General features: G+C 56.6%; 16 protein-coding genes and 1 pseudogene. 11 read left to right on the top strand and 6 right to left on the bottom strand.

Going from position 1 to position 16944, the window contains the following annotated elements; translation table 11 throughout:
• The first annotated feature begins 185 nt into the window (after nt 1–185).
• The 7 genes and pseudogenes from TKWG_RS02400 (at nt 186) to TKWG_RS02375 (ending at nt 6485) form a co-directional block, all read left to right on the top strand.
• Nucleotides 186–1049 (top strand): NUDIX hydrolase, encoded by an 864-nt coding sequence (locus tag TKWG_RS02400; protein WP_014749291.1) that lies wholly within the window; start codon nt 186–188, stop codon nt 1047–1049.
• Entirely contained in the window at nt 1027–1725 is a 699-nt protein-coding gene (locus TKWG_RS02395) for a PhaM family polyhydroxyalkanoate granule multifunctional regulatory protein (RefSeq protein WP_014749290.1), read from the top strand. The genes TKWG_RS02400 and TKWG_RS02395 overlap by 23 nt, the downstream gene beginning before the upstream one ends.
• A gap of 84 nt (nt 1726–1809) precedes the next feature.
• The gene (gene glmU / locus TKWG_RS02390; RefSeq protein WP_014749289.1) at nt 1810–3186 is read left to right on the top strand and encodes a bifunctional UDP-N-acetylglucosamine diphosphorylase/glucosamine-1-phosphate N-acetyltransferase GlmU; all 1377 of its coding nucleotides are present in this window, start codon (nt 1810–1812) and stop codon (nt 3184–3186) included.
• A 4-nt stretch (nt 3187–3190) separates the two neighbouring features.
• On the top strand, nt 3191–4252 hold the full coding sequence (locus TKWG_RS02385; RefSeq protein WP_050981508.1) for an MFS transporter: 1062 nt from the start codon (nt 3191–3193) through the stop codon (nt 4250–4252).
• A complete protein-coding gene (locus tag TKWG_RS24380) occupies nt 4252–4602 on the top strand; it encodes a hypothetical protein (protein ID WP_050981507.1) in 351 nt (116 codons plus the stop codon). Before TKWG_RS02385 ends, TKWG_RS24380 begins: the two co-directional genes overlap by 1 nt.
• Nucleotides 4592–5395 (top strand): glycosyltransferase family 2 protein, encoded by an 804-nt coding sequence (locus TKWG_RS02380; RefSeq protein ID WP_014749288.1) that lies wholly within the window; start codon nt 4592–4594, stop codon nt 5393–5395. Before TKWG_RS24380 ends, TKWG_RS02380 begins: the two co-directional genes overlap by 11 nt.
• A 21-nt stretch (nt 5396–5416) precedes the next feature.
• Nucleotides 5417–6485, top strand: a pseudogene (locus TKWG_RS02375) (glycosyltransferase).
• A 119-nt stretch (nt 6486–6604) separates the two neighbouring features.
• On the opposite strand, the gene TKWG_RS02370 reads toward TKWG_RS02375, so the two are convergent.
• Entirely contained in the window at nt 6605–7066 is a 462-nt protein-coding gene (locus TKWG_RS02370) for an Lrp/AsnC family transcriptional regulator (protein WP_014749287.1), read from the bottom strand.
• A 248-nt stretch (nt 7067–7314) separates the two neighbouring features.
• On the opposite strand from TKWG_RS02370, the gene glmS reads away from it, so the two are divergent.
• Nucleotides 7315–9147 (top strand): glutamine--fructose-6-phosphate transaminase (isomerizing), encoded by a 1833-nt coding sequence (glmS, locus tag TKWG_RS02365; RefSeq protein ID WP_014749286.1) that lies wholly within the window; start codon nt 7315–7317, stop codon nt 9145–9147.
• 260 nt (nt 9148–9407) lie between these two features.
• Here the strand turns inward: glmS and acuI are convergent, their stop codons facing one another.
• The 3 genes from acuI to TKWG_RS02350 all read right to left on the bottom strand — a co-directional run bounded on the left by acuI (nt 9408) and on the right by TKWG_RS02350 (nt 12692).
• On the bottom strand, nt 9408–10394 hold the full coding sequence (gene acuI / locus TKWG_RS02360) for an acrylyl-CoA reductase (NADPH) (protein WP_014749285.1): 987 nt from the start codon (nt 10392–10394) through the stop codon (nt 9408–9410).
• An 87-nt stretch (nt 10395–10481) separates the two neighbouring features.
• Nucleotides 10482–11435, bottom strand: a complete 954-nt coding sequence (locus TKWG_RS02355; protein ID WP_014749284.1) for a Bug family tripartite tricarboxylate transporter substrate binding protein — start codon at nt 11433–11435, stop codon at nt 10482–10484.
• A 48-nt stretch (nt 11436–11483) separates the two neighbouring features.
• A complete protein-coding gene (locus TKWG_RS02350) occupies nt 11484–12692 on the bottom strand; it encodes a CaiB/BaiF CoA transferase family protein (protein ID WP_014749283.1) in 1209 nt (402 codons plus the stop codon).
• A gap of 138 nt (nt 12693–12830) precedes the next feature.
• Here TKWG_RS02350 and TKWG_RS02345 point away from each other — a divergent pair, with 138 nt between their 5' ends.
• The 3 genes from TKWG_RS02345 (at nt 12831) to TKWG_RS02335 (ending at nt 15718) form a co-directional block, all read left to right on the top strand.
• Entirely contained in the window at nt 12831–13751 is a 921-nt protein-coding gene (locus TKWG_RS02345) for a LysR family transcriptional regulator (protein ID WP_014749282.1), read from the top strand.
• A 302-nt stretch (nt 13752–14053) separates the two neighbouring features.
• Nucleotides 14054–15031 (top strand): GlxA family transcriptional regulator, encoded by a 978-nt coding sequence (locus TKWG_RS02340; RefSeq protein ID WP_202947759.1) that lies wholly within the window; start codon nt 14054–14056, stop codon nt 15029–15031.
• 135 nt (nt 15032–15166) lie between these two features.
• Nucleotides 15167–15718, top strand: a complete 552-nt coding sequence (locus TKWG_RS02335; RefSeq protein WP_014749280.1) for a cysteine hydrolase family protein — start codon at nt 15167–15169, stop codon at nt 15716–15718.
• On the opposite strand, the gene TKWG_RS23905 is transcribed toward TKWG_RS02335, so the two are convergent.
• Both TKWG_RS23905 and TKWG_RS23900 read right to left on the bottom strand, forming a co-directional pair.
• Nucleotides 15673–16311 (bottom strand): LLM class flavin-dependent oxidoreductase, encoded by a 639-nt coding sequence (locus TKWG_RS23905; protein ID WP_238534372.1) that lies wholly within the window; start codon nt 16309–16311, stop codon nt 15673–15675. The genes TKWG_RS02335 and TKWG_RS23905 overlap by 46 nt on opposite strands.
• Entirely contained in the window at nt 16211–16891 is a 681-nt protein-coding gene (locus TKWG_RS23900) for an MsnO8 family LLM class oxidoreductase (protein ID WP_202947758.1), read from the bottom strand. Before TKWG_RS23900 ends, TKWG_RS23905 begins: the two co-directional genes overlap by 101 nt.
• Nucleotides 16892–16944 lie beyond the last annotated feature (53 nt).

The following is a 16944-nucleotide window of genomic DNA, read 5'->3' as shown; positions in this document are numbered from 1 at the left end:
ATCGTAGCTGACGGCAACCGCATAAAGCGTACCTATCATAACCCTTTGCGGTACAGGATTATACCCAAGACGCCTTAATCTGTGTCAAAGATACTTCATTTAACCATATAAAAGCGACAGCGAACCTGCCCGTGAACTTTTTGCGAATACAATCGTTGCATGTTTGACACGACATCGAAGCAACTTTGAACCGAATCCCCGCCCTTTACGCCGCCCTGTTGCAATCCATACAGGAAGTGCCGCCTGAATACTCGCTGCCGCTGACCATTGCCGGCAAACTGGCCGGCTTTATTACGCCGCAGGCGCTCAAGGCCATTGGCCATCTGCCTCAAGTGCGCACCACAGCAACCGCCGTACATTTTGCCGATCCTGGCACGCCGCGCTTCGAACTGGAACCGATGCTGGCCGATATTGCCATTATTTTGCGCAACGCGGGCCTGCTTAAAACCTGGCGGGATGAGCTGCTCACAGTATATGCTGAAGGGGAAGATCTGGCAAAAATGGAGCGCGCCGCCATGCGCCCCCTGGGTCTGCTGACCCACGCCGTTCATTTGAATGCCTGGACTCCGGACCTGCAACTGTATATCGCAAAACGCGCCATGACCAAAGCCAGCGATCCGGGCATGTGGGATACGCTGGCCGGCGGTCTTGCCAATGGCTCGGAAGACCTGGAACACGCGCTGTTGCGCGAAACTTTCGAAGAAGCCGGGCTGCAGGAAGACGTGCTGACCTGCCGCACGCCGTTGCGCACGCTATTGCGCATGCACCGGCGCCTGCCCGAAGGCTATCAGGTCGAAGACATCCTGGTCAGCGATTGCATTCTCCCGCCCCACGCCACGCCGCGGAACATGGACGGCGAAGTATCGGAAATTCGCATCGTCAGCCAGCAGCAGGCCGTGCAAATGATTGCCGACAGACAAATCACGCTGGAAGCTGCACTTGTTATACTGGAAGGCATGCTGAGCCGTACATCCGAAACATTGCTCGCGCGTTTTCGCGCGCAGCCGCAACATCAGGGAGAACCTCATGACAAGCAGCAACCCGTTTGATCGGCCCGGCCTGGGGCCTGACAGCGCCAGCAATCCCATCATGCAAAGCCTGGACATGATGAGCAAGGCCTGGCAGCAGTTTGCACAAGTACAACAGGCAAGCAATCCGGTTTTTGCCATGCCCCCTGCCCTGAGTCCGGACGAACTGGACAAGCGCATCCAGGAACTCAAAAGCATAGAAAGCTGGCTTACCATGAACCTGTCCATGCTTTCGGGCACCATTCAGGGACTGGAAATCCAGCGCGCCAGCATTCACACGCTGAAAACATTTGTTGACACCCTGCAAACGCAGAACCAGGATCGCTCGCTGGACGATCTGTTTGGCTTGAAAAAATCGCGGCAACCCGAAGCCGCAACCTCTTCCCACCCTACTGCCGCCGACCGCGAAGAAAACACGGCAGCCAACGGCAGCGCCGGTTCTGCCACAGATTCGGTCAGCCAGGCATCGCAGGCATGGTGGGATATGCTGCAAGGGCAGTTTGCCCAACTGGCCCAGGTAGCGACCCAGGCCACGCAGGCAATGCACAAAGAGCCCTCGCCCGTCAAAACACCGCCTGGCCCCGAACCCGATGAGCCGGTGGAACCGCAAGAGCCGGTCAAGCCGGCGGCACGAAAACGCGCGGCGGCCAGCCGGCCTGCGGCAAAACGCAGCACGGCAGCACGCCGCGGCTCCTGACACATACAACAACGGGGAAGACATGCTTACTTCCCCATTTTCTATCCCCCTTAACCAATTTCAAACTTTACGACACGTCTATCTATGTTAAATATCGTCATTCTCGCAGCAGGTATGGGTAAACGCATGCAGTCGGATCTGCCCAAAGTATTGCATACACTGGCTGGCAAGCCCATGCTGGCGCAGGTCATCGACAGCGCCCGGCAACTATCCCCGGATCGCATCATCGTCGTGGTCGGACATGGCGCCGATGCCGTCAAGAAAGCCTTTGCCGACCAGACCGACATCGAATACGCACTGCAACAGCCCCAGTACGGCACCGGCCACGCAGTCCAGCAGGCCCTGCCGCTGCTGGTTGGCGGCGAACAGGACAGCGACACCACCATTGTGCTGTATGGCGACGTGCCCCTGGTACAGCCCGCCACGTTAAAGCGTCTGCTGCAGGCGCGCGCCGATGGCATGGCCGTGCTGACTGAAACGCTGCAGGACCCGACCGGATACGGGCGCATCGTGCGCAACGACAGTGGCCAGGTGCAGCGGATTGTCGAGCACAAGGACGCCACCGAGCAGGAGCATAAAATCTGTGAAGTCAACACCGGTATTCTGGCAGCCCCCACCGCAAAGCTGAAAGACTGGCTGGGCCGCATCAACAATAATAATGCGCAGGGCGAATATTATCTGACCGATACCATTGCGCTGTCGGTCCAGGACAACGTGCCTGTCAATGCCGCCCAGCCGGATGCCAATTGGGAAACGCTGGGCGTCAACAGCCGCGTGCAACAGGCACAACTGGAACGCGCCTGGCAGGCAGAGCAGGCACAACGCCTGCTGACCCAGGGCGTCACACTGGCCGACCCTGCTCGCTTTGATCTGCGCGGCACGCTAGAATGCGGGCGCGATGTATTTATTGACGTGGGCTGCGTCTTTGAAGGCCACGTTACCCTGGCAGATGGCGTGCGTGTCGGGCCGCATTGCGTTCTGCGCAACGTAACGCTGGGCGCCGGCACGCAGGTAGAGGCATTCAGCCACCTGGAACAGGCCACTGCGGCTGAAAACGTCAAAATCGGTCCATACGCAAGACTGCGTCCAGGCGCAGAACTGGCTGCGGATTCTCACGTAGGCAACTTTGTCGAACTGAAAAAGACCAAACTCGGCCAGGGCAGCAAGGCCAACCATCTGAGTTACCTGGGCGATGCCGTTATCGGTGCACAGGTCAATATCGGCGCGGGCACCATTACCTGCAATTACGATGGCGTGAACAAATTCAAAACCATTATTGAAGATGGCGCGTTCATTGGTTCGGACACGCAACTGGTCGCGCCTGTCACCGTCGGCAAAGGCGCAACGCTGGGCGCGGGCACCACGCTGACCAAAGACGCGCCTGCCAACAAACTCACGCTATCGCGCACCCGCCAGACCACCGTGGAGAACTGGACACGTCCGGCCAAGAAACAAGATTGATGGCATGAACCAAGCCCCAACCCGCAATCCCGACAAGCCAGCCCCGGCGGCCGCGGCCAGAAACACCACCGGGCTGCCGGCCCCGGCTCGCCAGTGGGCTGCGGGCGCCTTGCTGTGCTGTATTGGCGTCACGGTACTGGACGCCAACATCGCCAATATCGCGCTGCCGACCATTTCACGTGAACTGAACGTGGGCGAGGCCGATTCCATCTGGATCGTCAACGCCTATACCATTTCCGTGATGGCCACCCTGCTGCCCTTATCGGCAGTGGCCGAGCGCGTGGGCTTCAAGCTCATGTTTCGACTGGGCCTTGCGCTTTTTACCATTGCCTCTCTGCTATGCGCGTTTTCCGGCAACCTGCATAGCCTGGTAGCCGCGCGCATGCTGCAAGGGCTGGGCGCCTCATCCATGATGTGCCTGTTTGGCGGCCTGGTGCGCCACATTTATCCGGCTCACAAGCTGGCCGCGGGCATCAGCATCAACGCTATGACGGTTGGCGTCATGTCCGTGGTCGGACCCTCTGTGGGGGCGGCCATTTTATCTGTCGCTTCGTGGCAATGGATCTTCGGCTTTACCGTGCCGATCTGCCTGTTTGCCATGTATGCTGCCGGCTACCTGCCAGAGGCCGCTTCGCGCAGTAAAGGTCGCTTTGACTACCTGAGCGCCATACTGAATATTTTTACCTTCGCAATCCTGCTGATCGGCCTGGATGCCATCGGCCGCAATCCCGGTCGTGGCCTGTTCATGCTTGGCGTGGCGGCAGTCAGCGGCTATGTGCTGCTGCGACGCTCAAGGCCACAAGAAACGCCCTTGGTGCCGGTTGATCTGTTTCGTTACCCTATATTCAAATACGCCGTCATCGTCTCTGCGCTCACCTTTACCGCGCAGATGATATCCATGCTGGCGCTGCCCTTTTATTATCAGCACAACCTGGGCATGCCGCTGCAACAGGTTGGTCTGCTGTTCGGAGCCTGGCCGGTAGGCAGTGTGGTTATTGCTTCGCTGTCGGCAAAGCTGTGTCGCTATTTCAAGGCCTCTCTGCTGGCTGGTATTGGCGCAGCCTGATGGCCATCGGCATTATTGCCCTGATGGCGCTGCCTGCCGATATTTCCCTGTGGTATTACGTCGCTCCCATGTTCGTGGCCGGTATGGGCTTTGGCTTTTTCCAAACACCCAATAACCGCGCCATGCTGCTGTCCACCCCACTGAAACGCAGCGGCGCCACCGGTGGCGTACAGGCAACCACACGCCTGTTTGGCCAGGGTATTGGCGCAGCATGCGTGGCCATCAGCTTTCATGTCGATCAGGTACGCGGGCCCATGTACGTGATGGGCTTTGCCAGCTCGCTGGTTATAATCGCCGTTATCATCAATCTGTTCCGCTATATAAAAGGTCTCGACACCGATGCCTGCTGAAGCAGCCCGTCCCACTCGACGCGTCACCCTGGCCGTTGCGCTGATCGTAAAGAACGAAGCGCAAAACCTGGCCGCGTGCCTGGATTCGGTCGCCGGCTGGGTCGATGAAATCGTGATCCTGGACTCGGGCAGCACCGATGCCACCGAACAGATCGCCCGCCGTTACACCCAGGCTTTCTACACCAGCAGCGATTGGCCGGGGTTCGGTCCGCAACGACAGCGCGCGCAAACACATGTGACCGCCGACTGGATCCTGTGGCTGGATGCCGACGAACGCGTCACGCCAGAACTGCGCGCCAGCATTCAAGCCGTGCTGCAAAACCCTCCGGACAACACCATATACCAAGTGGCAAGACTGAGCTGGGCGTTCGGCCAATTCATTCGTCATTGCGGCTGGTATCCGGGACATGTGGAGCGCCTGCACCCCCGGGGCCTGACGCAATACGACAATGCCCTGGTGCATGAGTCGCTCGTACTGCCGCCCGGCGCCCGGCTTGCAACGCTGCAGGGTGATCTGCTGCACTTTACCTACGCCACGGTCGATGAGCATTTGCGTAAATCGGCAGGCTACGCCATTGCCTGGGCAGAACAGCGGGCCGCCGCCGGCAAAAAGGGGTCGCTTGCCACCGCCACCTTGCATGCGGCCGCGCGTTTTTTCAGAACCTATTTTCTGCGCCTGGGCATACTGGATGGCAGGGCTGGCTTTCTGCTGTCGGTCATGGCTGCCCAATCGGTCTTCAACAAATATGCCTGCCTGTGGTCCCGCACCCGGCAGGCCAAGCCGCCGCGCTGATTCAGCACAAGCATAGTCATCATGAAAATCCTGCAGGTAAATTTCGAAAAAGGCTGGCGTGGCGGTGAACGCCAGACGCTCTACTGCATGCGCGCGTTTCGCGATGCCGGGCATGAAGTGAGCCTGCTGGCCCGCAACGACCAGCCACTGGCGCAGGCGGCGCAACAGGAAAGCTTTACGGTTGTGACGCGCCAGCGGCCATTTGAGCAGGCCTTGTATTTATTGCGCCATGCCCGTGATTTCGACATTGTTCATGTGCAAACCGCCGGCTCCCTTACCTGGGCAGCCATTGCCCGCCGCTTTTTCGGCAAAGCCCGTCTGGTGTTTACCCGCCGCACTTCCCTGCCCGTCCAACCGCAACGACAATGGCGCACGCTACGCAAGTGGCGCCAGGCAGATCTGTTTGTGGCTATCAGCCAGATGGCAGCGGCCGAGCCACGCCGGCTGGGGCTCGATCCCATCCTGATTTCCAGCGCGATCGAGCCCAGGCAGATCAACACGGCGCATGCTCAACAGGTTCGTGACGAATTTGCCATCGGCAACAAAAAAAGTGCTGGCCACCAGCGCTGCATTGGTTTCCGTCAAGGACCCGCTCACCCTGATTCGCGCCGTCGCCCGCCTGCACGCGCTGCGCCAGGACTTTATTTTCCTGCACTTTGGCGCCGAGGGCGACTGCTCAGAACAGGCCCGGGCGCTGATTCAGGAGCACGGCCTGCAACAGGTGTACCACCTGGCGGGCTTTCGCCAGAATATCGAAGACTTATATAGCCTGTTTGATATTTTTGTCATGGCCAGTCGCGAAGAAGCGCTGGGCAGCAGCGTACTGGACGCGTTCGCCTTGCGCATACCGGTGGTATCAACCAATGCCGGTGGACTGGCCGAACTGCTGGATGACCAACGCGGCTACCTGTGCGAGACCGGCGATGACGACCAAATGGCGGCAGCCCTGCAACAGGCGCTGGCCCATCCTGTAGAGGCCAAATTGCGTGCCGACAAGGCATGGCACTACGTACAGGACTACCATGATATTGGCCGCATGAGCGCGCGCTATCTGGCGCAGTTCGAGCAATTGGTCAGCCAGGCCCAATAGCGCCCATCGCAACAGCGCCTTTGGTCGCCAGCCTCATGGCGTTGTACTCCGCTTCAATCACGCTTCATAGCCGTATTACCCGTTCATTGCCACATGATGCTAGTGATACGCTTCACAACTCAGTCAATCGCAATCTGCGTTTCGAACTTGCTGCGATGAACAGAGAAAAAACTGCGCACGTTCCGCACATTTTTCTGCGCAGTAAAAAAGCGATGAACCAGGGCGTGATAGGCCGGCATATCGCGGACCTGCACAATCAATACAAAATCGGGACCGCTGGAAACCCTGTAGGCCTGAAGAATGCTCTGCTCCTGGGCCACGCGCTCTTCAAAATCGCTGTAGGCTTCTGCGGTCTGCACATCCAGCGTAATTTCTACAATTGCCGTCAGCGTGGTGGCCACCAAAGCGGGGTCTACAATCGCCACCGTTTTCTGAATAATGCCATGCTCATACAATTGACGTACGCGCCGCAGACAGGTAGGCGCCGACGCATGCACCCGCTCAGACAGTGCCTGGTTGGTCAGGCCACTATCCTTCTGCAGTTGCTGCAAAATACGTTTATCCAGTTCATCAAGTTCCATTGCTTTCCTTGAAAGCGCACTTTCGAGCTGCTGATGCTTTGACCCACTGTGAGCAGGCAGCCACGAATTTGCGTCTTATTACAGCTTTGTAATGAAATATAATTTCATATTTTAATATAAATGAAATAAAACATCGTTTTTATTGATAAATGAATGAATATTTCATATTGGATTTAAATTAGAACATTAATTTCTTTGCTTGAGGCGCACAATACGCTTTTCCTATTCAGAATAAATGGAGTAAACGCATGTGCGGAATTGTCGGCGCAGTAGCGCAACGTGACATCACACCAGTTCTTGTCGAAGGCCTTAAACGGCTTGAATATCGCGGTTACGATTCTTGTGGTGTTGCGGTGCATATGGACGGCGAACTGCGCCGTACCCGCAGCACGCAACGCGTCTCGGAACTCGAAACCCAGATCAGGGAAGACAACATCGCCGGCTTTACCGGCATTGCCCATACCCGCTGGGCCACGCACGGCGTGCCTGCCACGCGTAATGCTCACCCGCATTTTTCCGGCCCTGCCAACGGCAAGCCGCGTATCGCGCTGGTTCACAACGGCATTATTGAAAATCACGACGAACTGCGTGACGAACTCAAGGGCCACGGCTACGTTTTCGAAAGCCAGACCGACACCGAAGTGATTGCCCACCTGATTGACCATCTGTACAACGGCGACTTGTTCGAAACCGTCCAGCAAACCGTGCGCCGCCTGACCGGCGCCTACGCCATTGCCGTGTTCTGCCACGATGAACCCCATCGCGTAGTGGGTGCACGCCACGGCTCTCCGTTGATCGTGGGTCGCGGAGAAAACGAAAACTTCCTGGCGTCCGATGCCCTGGCGCTGGCCGGAACCACCGACAAAATCGTCTATCTGGAAGATGGCGACGTGGTTGACCTGCAGTTGCAGAAAATCTGGATTGTAGATATTGATGGCAAAGCCGTGGAACGCAAGGTCAATGTCGTGCACGCGCATACCGCCGCTGCCGAACTGGGCCCCTATCGCCACTATATGCAAAAGGAAATTTTCGAACAGCCTCGCGCCGTGGGCGATACCATTGACGGTATCGAATCCATCGAGCCTGAACTGTTTGGCGATGATGCTGCAAAAATCTTCAAGGACATAGATAACATTCTTATTTTGGCTTGCGGCACCAGTTACTATGCCGGCCTGACCGCCAAATACTGGATCGAGTCCATCGCCAAAATCGCAGTGAACGTGGAAATTGCCAGCGAATATCGCTATCGTGATAGCGTACCCAACCCCAAGTCACTGGTCATTACCATTTCCCAGTCTGGCGAAACCGCCGATACACTGGCCGCGCTCAAGCACGCGCGCACACTGGGCATGGAAAACACGCTGACCATCTGCAACGTGCAAACCAGCGCCATGGTGCGCGAATGCAAGCTCAATTTCATTACCCACGCCGGTGTGGAAATTGGTGTCGCCTCGACCAAAGCCTTTACCACTCAGCTGGTTGGCCTGTTCCTGCTGGCGCTGACCATCGCCAAGGTCAAGGGTCGGCTGAACGATGTACAGGAGAACCAGTACATCAAACAGCTGCGTCACCTGCCCACCGCGATTGGCGCCGTCCTCGCACTGGAGCCACAGATCATCGGCTGGGCCGACCGTTTTGCCAACAAGGAAAACGCCCTGTTCCTGGGACGTGGCATGCATTACCCAATTGCCATGGAAGGCGCGCTCAAGCTCAAGGAAATCAGCTACATCCACGCTGAAGCCTATCCTGCAGGCGAACTGAAACACGGCCCGCTGGCGCTGGTGACAGAACAAATGCCAGTGGTCACGATTGCACCGAACGACGAACTGCTGGAGAAACTCAAATCCAATATGCAGGAAGTGAGCGCACGTGGTGGCGAGCTGTATGTGTTTGCCGACAGTGATTCAAAAATCAAAGCCAGCGAAGGCATGCACCTGATTCATATGCCAGAGCACTACGGCAAACTGTCTCCGATCCTGCACACCATCCCGCTGCAACTGCTGTCGTATCACACGGCAGTGGCACGTGGAACTGACGTGGACAAGCCAAGGAACCTGGCCAAGAGCGTGACGGTGGAGTAAGAAGGCAAGCTGTTGTTAGATGTTGATGTGGAAGAATAAAGTCTGTCGATTTTTATTCTATCTAATTACCGCTCAATTTCAGACAAAACCCACCAAAGTTATATCAACTTCGGTGGGTTATTTTTTGCGCGAGAGGTTTGGCAAACGGCTTGGATGTGTTACCAACAAAGACGGCCAAGGCGCAACTAAAATTAAACTGTCCGCTAAAAGTCGACGCTTGATTCTCAAACGTCGACCTCAGCTTTGCCACGCCAGGCGATTCAGCGATTCACATCCACTACCACCCGCCCGCGCACTTTTCCAGCTAATAATTCACTGGCCACTGCAAGCGTCTGCTCCAGCGATATGATTTTCTGGCCGATCACCGCCAGTTTGGCTGGGTCCAGATCGCGAGCAATCGCATCCCATGCAGACTGGCGATGCTTGCGAGGACAATACACGCTGTCAATGCCTGCCAGGGTGATGCCACGCAAAATGAAGGGTGCTACCGTGGCCGGAAAATCCATCCCTTGCGCCAGACCACAAGCGGCGACGATGCCACCGTATCGGGTTCCCGCGCAGACATTGACCAGCGTATGGCTGCCCACACTATCGACAGCGCCTGCCCAGCGTTCCTTGGCCAGCGGTTTACCGGGTACACTCAGTGTATTGCGGTCAATAATGTCCGCTGCGCCCAGGCGCTTAAGGTAGTCCGCCTCTTCGGGCCTACCGGTAGAAGCCACAACACGGTAACCCAGTGTGCTCAACAACGCAACGGCCACACTGCCAACACCACCCGCTGCACCGGTAACCAGAACATCACCGTCGCCAGCTTCAAGACCATGCTTTTGCAGCGCCATAACACAAAGCATGGCGGTGTAGCCCGCTGTGCCTATAGCCATTGCCTGCTCCGAGGTAATTGCGGCCGGGCGTCGGATCAGCCAGTCGCCTTGTACCTTCGCCTTTTGCGCCATCCCGCCCCAATGAGTTTCACCCGCGCCCCATCCATTCATAATGACGGCATCGCCTGCCTTGAAATCGGGATGCCGACTTTCCCGTACGATGCCGGATAGATCTATGCCCGGAATCATGGGAAATTGGCGTACCACCGGCCCCTTACCGGTAATGGCCAGGGCGTCCTTGTAATTTAACGTGGAATGCTCAACGTCAATCAGGACGTCGCCTTCGGGTAAGTGTGCCGGATCCACTCGGGACTGGACGGTTCGATACCCTTTGTCGTCCTTATCTATTACCAATGCGTTAAACATTTTCACTCCTGTTTATATAATGATTTAATGTTGTGCCGTCCGCTGTCGCCACACGCTCGGCTTTAGTCTTGTGGTCATGCTGCAATGCTAATCAACCGTCAAAGCCGCCTGCTGCACGCCATTGCCCCAGCGTTCGTATTCGGCCGCCATGAATCGGCGAAATTCCGGCGTTGGCATCGTGCGCGGCACGGCGCCTAACGCGGCGTACTTGCTGCGCACCGCTTCTGACTGGATTACTTTCATTGCCGCATTATTCAGCCTGGCAACGCGATCAGGCGGCACACCCTTGGGCATCATCAGACCAAGCCAGGCGCTGAGCCGGAAGTCTTTTACTCCCAACTCAGCCAGTGTCGGTATATCCGGAAAGGCCGGCAATCTTTCAGAATAAGTGGTTGCCAGAAGTCGTAGTTTTCCGGCGCGTATTTGTGTCTGGGTGACCGCTACGGTGTCGATGGCTGCCTGAACACCGCCGCCAACCACGTCTGCCATCGAGCGCGCGCTGCCGGAATAAGGTATGTGCGCGATTTTCATCCCAGTATGCCGCTTGAGCTCTTCCATTCCCAGATGCGACAGCGTTCCGTTACCCGATGACGCATAGTTCAGTTTACCCGGGTGGTCTTTAACATAACTGACCAGTTCTTTATAGGATTGCGCGGGCAACTTTGGATTGACAACCAACAGCATGGGAAGGTCCGCCACCAACGCTACGGGCTCGAAATCACTCAGTGTCGCATAGCCTACATTTTTATACAGATGCGGATTGACGACGAGAGAAGCCAGGGCTGCCAGCACCATGGTGCGACCGTCCGGCTCGCTACGCTTGAGCGCTGCCAGGGCTACGCTGCCACCCTGCCCTGGCCGATTCTCTACAATAAAGTTTTCCTGCAACTCGCGCGATAACTCCTGCGCAAGCAGACGCGCAACCTGGTCTGTCGCTTGCCCTGGAGGAAACCCAACAATAATCTTATTTACCTTATCTCCCTGCGCCTGGGCGAATGAAGCCGCCATCGCCATCAATAGGCAAAACATCAGCCTTTTCATCAATAGTCTCCTTTGGTTGTTGTAGATCTGACGTCATTGTGCCGCCGTCTATATCACGCCCTGGTGGCGCATTTCTTCCATTTCCTGATCGTTAAAGCCCAAAGAGGTATAAACGGCCTTGTTATCCTGGCCGATACCAGGCCCCGTGCTGTGAATTTTTCCAGGCGTTTCTGAAAAGCGCGGCACAACGCATTGCATACGTACCGGTCCCAATTCGTCGTCATCGACAGTCACGATGGCTTCGCGCGCCTGAAAATGCGGGTCTGCCATGACATCCGATGCATCATAAATGGGCGAAAACCCGACATGCGCGCGATCCAGCCGTTGCTGCAGCTGCTGAAGGGTCAGACTGGCGATACGTTCGGAAAGCAGGCCATCCAATGCCTCGCGATGCATTACACGCGTGGGATTGTCCACGAAGCGGGGATCCTCCAGCAAAGCCGGCAGATCCAGGGCATGGCATAGTCTTTCGTAAATGCTTTGAGTGGATGCCGCAATGGACGCCCATTTCCCATCCTGAGTGCGATAGATGTTGCCGGGAGCTGCATACTGACTCAAATTACCCGAACCAACCCGTGTTGCTCCCAACTGGTCATACTCGATGGCGAGAAAATCCAGCGTCCGTAGCATGGCTTCGGTAACGGAGACATCAATTTCCTGGCCATTGCTCTCCGGTTGGGCACGCAAGCGGCTGAGTTCGGCCAGGATACCGATAGCACCGAACAGGCCACCCACCGCATCCGAGATGGGATAGCCCAGATGCAAGGGACCGCCCCCCACCTCCCCGCACATGCGGGTAAAACCGCTCATTGATTCAAAAACACGTGCGAAACCGGGGCGATTACGATAGGGACCTGTCTGCCCAAAGCCGGTTACACGCAAGATGATGAGACGCCGGTTAATGCCATGCATCCATTCCTTGGTAATACCCCAGCGGTCCAAAGTATCAGGACGGAAGTTTTCGACAACCACGTCAAATTCTGGCAAAAGTCGTTCCAGCACGGTTTTCGCACCGGCCTTGCGCAAATCAAGCGTGATACCGCGCTTGTTGCGATTGGTTACTTTCCACCAAAGGGGGACACCATTTTTGTGCGGCGCCAGGGCGCGCAGGCCGTCACCTTTGCCGGGCAGCTCCACTTTAAGGACTTCCGCCCCCAAGTCTGCCAGTAGCGTCGACGCGTAAGGCCCTGCTATAACCGTCGACAAATCCAGAATACGTAAGCCTTGCAGCGGGCCATGAGCGTTTTCAGAAGTCAATTCCTGTTCCTTGGAAGTTGTAATCTGTAGACGATTCTAGGGACTTTCATATATGATGAATGCGCAGCTTGAGGATATCAGATATGTAATTTATGCAATTCTGCCCAAACCCCGAACAAACAGGAAAAGCAGCCCGACATGGCCGATACAGCGGACTCCTCCATCGCAGTTGCAGGCTTGAAAGCCGCTATCCGGGTAGCCAGCCATGGCAGTTTTTTGCGTGCCGCCATTTCGATGGGCGTCTCGCAATCCCAACTGAGTAGACGGGTGGCCGGCCTGGAGAGCCGCTTGGGGCAAAAACTCTTTTATCGTCACGGGCGAGGAGTCGCCCTGACCGATTTCGGGCAACGTATCATGCCGCGCGTTCAATCGCTGATAGCCGAACTGGAAGCCTTCGATGCACTGGTGTCTGATACGCAGGCTCAATTATCAGGAGATGTTACGGTTGGCGTTATTCCATTAGTGTCGCGCCACTTGGCATCCAGCCTGGTACGCCGTCTGCAATCCACGCATCCGGGCATCCGGCTGCGGATGCTGGAAGCCTACAGCGGCCAGGTCGAGGAATGGTTAAGCAGTGGACGCGTTGATATTGGCGTGTTCAATCGTTACGGCGATGCCCGGCCGGTTTGCGCCGACCCGCTCATGCGTGGCCAGGTATCAGTCATCGGCACGCCCAACCACCTCTTGTTTCGGCAGAAAGAAGTTCCCTTTGACCTTCTGCAGGGAGTCCCCATCGCCATGCCGGCCCGTCCCAATAGCCTTACAGACCGCATCCTTGGTGCAGCGGCCAGCCATGGAATCTCTCTGAACATTGCCCTGGAAGCGGGCACCTCATCGTTAATCCAGGAAGCCATGCTGGCCTCCGGCTTTGTGACGCTATCGCCTGCCGGCACCTACGCCAAAGCCATCAGCAACAACCAGTTAACCGCTCGTTACCTGTGCAACCCAAGCGTGGAGCAAACCACCTGGATCGCCACATCCAGAGAGCATCCATTAACAGCCGCTTCACGTGCTGTGGAAAAATTCATCAAAGAAATTCTGTATACGTCGACACAATGACAGGAGGGCAAGAGAGACAGAAACAATGCCAGTTGTGTTTGATATAAAACGCCAGCGCCCAATCGCCGAAAACCCATTCTCACTTTGAACGACGCATACAGCCACGCCACTGAGGCACTGCCCTGTTTTACTGGGCCAACATTCCCATCAAAAACTATCCGCAGCCGGCGGTTATGATTAAAGCAATTCATGGCTGTCACAATCATGGGAGTAACCTATGGTTGGCACTGTCATATGATCGACGGGTACCAGTGTGAGTGACTTGACATTACATTTGGAAAACTCCGAAGCACAGGAAATCAATGATGATTGAAATAGGACTGGTAATTTATCCTGGCGCACAACTGGCTGCCGTACTGGGACTGACCGACCTGTTCGGCGTGACCAACCGGATTGCGATGTCACATCAAAAAGCAGGAGCTCCGGTCTTAAGGGTAACGCACTGGCGTCAGGACCGCGCAAGCGAAGCACCAACCTGTGTGTTAGACACCTGTCCGGATGAGTCTGCCGGCAAATTGTCCGCGTTGATTTTGCCGCCCTCTCTGGACGAGCCCGTAGGTGGGGACGAAGCTGCAGCGCTGACGGCCTGGTTGCGAGACCATCACGCCAAGGGGGTGGCATTGGGCTCGGTATGTGCCGGAGCCTTCGTATTGGCCGGCACCGGCCTGATAAGCGGTCGAAGAATAACCACGCACTGGTCCTACGCAGATTTGCTGCAACAACGTTTCCCGGAACTGTCTGTCGATGCCGACCAATTGATTATCGATGACGGCGACATCATTACGGCCGGCGGCCTGATGGCGTGGACCGACCTGGGGTTGCGGCTGGTAGATCGCCTTCTGGGCCCGACGGTCATGATCGAAACCGCGCGCGTACTGCTGGTGGATCCACCCGGTCGCGAACAACGCTATTACAGCGTGTTCTCGCCACGCCTGACACATGGCGATGCGGCGGTGCTCAAGGTGCAACATTGGTTGCAGGCCACTCAGGCCAGTGATGTGGCACTGTCGACACTGGCCGCGCAGGCAGGACTGCAAGAGCGCACCTTTCTGCGTCGCTTCCAGAAAGCCACCGGCATGACGACCACCGAATACTGTCAACGATTGCGGGTGGGACGGGCGCGCGAGTTGCTGCAGTTTAGCAATACCTCTATCGACCGCGTGGCATGGGAGGTCGGTTACAGCGACCCAGGCGCGTTTCGCAAGGTTTTCACACGCATTGTCGGGCTCTCGCCCGGTGACTACCGTCGCCGCTTCGGCGCAAAAGGTGCAGGCAAATAAGCACAGGCAGTTGCCTGTATAACGCAATGACATCATTTGTCGATATCAACATGAAAGTTGTCGTTTACGCCACTTCTTATTTTGCCCGATCCGGGCGAAGATATGGCTTTCCGTCCCCTATCAGGAGAGTCGACAATGAAACAACGTGGTCTGATCGTCATCGATCTGCAAAATGAATACCTGCCTTCGGGCAACCTGCCATTATCGGGCATTGAAGCGGCCACCGCTAACGCAGCCAGGGTGATTGCCGATGCCCGGGCAAAACGCATTCCGGTCTTTCATATCCGCCACGAAGTGGCCAGCGGCGATGCGCCGATATTCAAGCCAGGCACCCATGCCGTCGAAATACAGCCGGCCGTAGCCCCGGTAGGCGACGAGCCCGTTATCGTGAAGAACCATATCAACGCTTTTCGCGACACGGATCTGCGACAACAACTTGATACCCATGGGGTTGAAGAAATAATCATTGTGGGCGCCATGAGCCACATGTGCGTGGATGCCTGCGTACGGGCCGCTGTTGATATGGGTTACCCGGTCACCGTATTGCACGATGCCTGCGCCACCTTGGATCTGAGTTTCGATGGTGTGACGGTACCGGCAGCCCATGTACATGCCGCGATGATGGCCGCCTTCGAGTTCGGCTACGGCACCGTGACCTCGACGCAATCGTATCTGACAGCGCAGTAAACATCCGCAGTCCCGAAAACGCAAAAGCCCCCGGCGCAGATCAAAACGCCGGGGGGCTTTTCGCGACCTGTGATGCCATGCCGTTTATTGTTTGACGTTCTCCGGCATCCCGTAGCGTCGGCGATCAATTCGGTCGAACGGTAGATCGCCTGGGGCGAGTGACCCAGATTAAGGATCATCAGCTCGTTCGCATTCAGTCGTTGTTGCCAGGCATTGAGCCGGTCTACGACCTGCCTGCCGGTACCACACATGATTTTGGCATTCCACATATCCATGATCCGGCTTTCCGCGGGGGAGTAATCGTAGACCTCTGCTTCATGGGCCGTAGGAACAACGAAGGGGCGACGTGTACTCATGCGCATCATGGCGTGTGAGTATGCCCAGGCCTGGCGGCGTGCTTCATGCTCATCGTCTGCAGCCATCACACCAAAGCTGGCAATCACGTAGGGTTGCGAGAGCACAGCCGAGGGTTGAAAGTGACGGCGATAAATTTCAATTGCCATAACCACATTCTGGTCCGCCAGGTGAGCGGCGAAGGCAAACGGAAAGCCCAGTTGCGCCGCCAGGCGTGCCGAGTAGTCCGAGGAGCCCAACAGCCAGATCGGCGGACGAACAAACGAACCCGGTACACCATTTTCCTGAGCACTGTCTTGGACCAGGTATGGCATATACATCAGTTTTAAACGGATGCGAATCGGGAAAGTCGTCATCCAGAAACGCCAGTAATTCCATCAACTGCGACGGAAAATCCTCTGCGCCAATCTGACCGCGCCGCAAGGCGGCCGCCGTGTTCATATCCGTGCCGGGTGCGCGCCCCACACCCAGGTCAATACGGCCCGGCGCCATGGACGCGAGCAAGCCGAATTGCTCGGCAACGACCAGCGGCGGAAAATTGGGCAGCATCATGCCACCAGCACCAAGACGGATCTGTTTTGTTTCGCCCACCAGGCGTGCGAGCAGCATGGCGGGCGAGGAGGTGGTCACGCCAGGACTGGAATGATGTTCGGCAACCCAGTAGCGGCTAAAGCCACGCCGGTCTACCAGACGCGCCAGTTCAATGCTGGCAGTTAGCGCCTGCTGCGCCGTCAGGCCTTTGCCTGCCAGGGCAAAATCAAGAATGGATAGGGGATATGACGCTGCGCCCTGGCGCACGCCTGCAATTGAGTCGTTCACGTTGTTTATCTCTCCGGACGTTCGATCATCAGAATCGTGTCAATTCCGTTTGT

The organism is Advenella kashmirensis WT001 (assembly GCF_000219915.2).
Lineage (GTDB): Bacteria > Pseudomonadota > Gammaproteobacteria > Burkholderiales > Burkholderiaceae_B > Advenella > Advenella kashmirensis.
This window is presented reverse-complemented; position numbering and strand designations above follow the sequence as displayed.

What these genes read in the sequence shown, in the direction of transcription:
- TKWG_RS02380 (WP_014749288.1), top strand. Translation starts at nt 4,592, where the DNA reads ATGCCTGCTGAAGCAGCCCGTCCCACTCGACGCGTCACCCTGGCCGTT.
- TKWG_RS02370 (WP_014749287.1), bottom strand. Translation starts at nt 7,066, where the DNA reads ATGGAACTTGATGAACTGGATAAACGTATTTTGCAGCAACTGCAGAAG.
- TKWG_RS02355 (WP_014749284.1), bottom strand. Translation starts at nt 11,435, where the DNA reads ATGAAAAGGCTGATGTTTTGCCTATTGATGGCGATGGCGGCTTCATTC.
- glmS (WP_014749286.1), top strand. Translation starts at nt 7,315, where the DNA reads ATGTGCGGAATTGTCGGCGCAGTAGCGCAACGTGACATCACACCAGTT.
- TKWG_RS02395 (WP_014749290.1), top strand. Translation starts at nt 1,027, where the DNA reads ATGACAAGCAGCAACCCGTTTGATCGGCCCGGCCTGGGGCCTGACAGC.
- TKWG_RS02345 (WP_014749282.1), top strand. Translation starts at nt 12,831, where the DNA reads ATGGCCGATACAGCGGACTCCTCCATCGCAGTTGCAGGCTTGAAAGCC.
- acuI (WP_014749285.1), bottom strand. Translation starts at nt 10,394, where the DNA reads ATGTTTAACGCATTGGTAATAGATAAGGACGACAAAGGGTATCGAACC.
- TKWG_RS24380 (WP_050981507.1), top strand. Translation starts at nt 4,252, where the DNA reads ATGGCCATCGGCATTATTGCCCTGATGGCGCTGCCTGCCGATATTTCC.
- TKWG_RS02385 (WP_050981508.1), top strand. Translation starts at nt 3,191, where the DNA reads ATGAACCAAGCCCCAACCCGCAATCCCGACAAGCCAGCCCCGGCGGCC.
- TKWG_RS02340 (WP_202947759.1), top strand. Translation starts at nt 14,054, where the DNA reads ATGATGATTGAAATAGGACTGGTAATTTATCCTGGCGCACAACTGGCT.
- glmU (WP_014749289.1), top strand. Translation starts at nt 1,810, where the DNA reads ATGTTAAATATCGTCATTCTCGCAGCAGGTATGGGTAAACGCATGCAG.
- TKWG_RS02335 (WP_014749280.1), top strand. Translation starts at nt 15,167, where the DNA reads ATGAAACAACGTGGTCTGATCGTCATCGATCTGCAAAATGAATACCTG.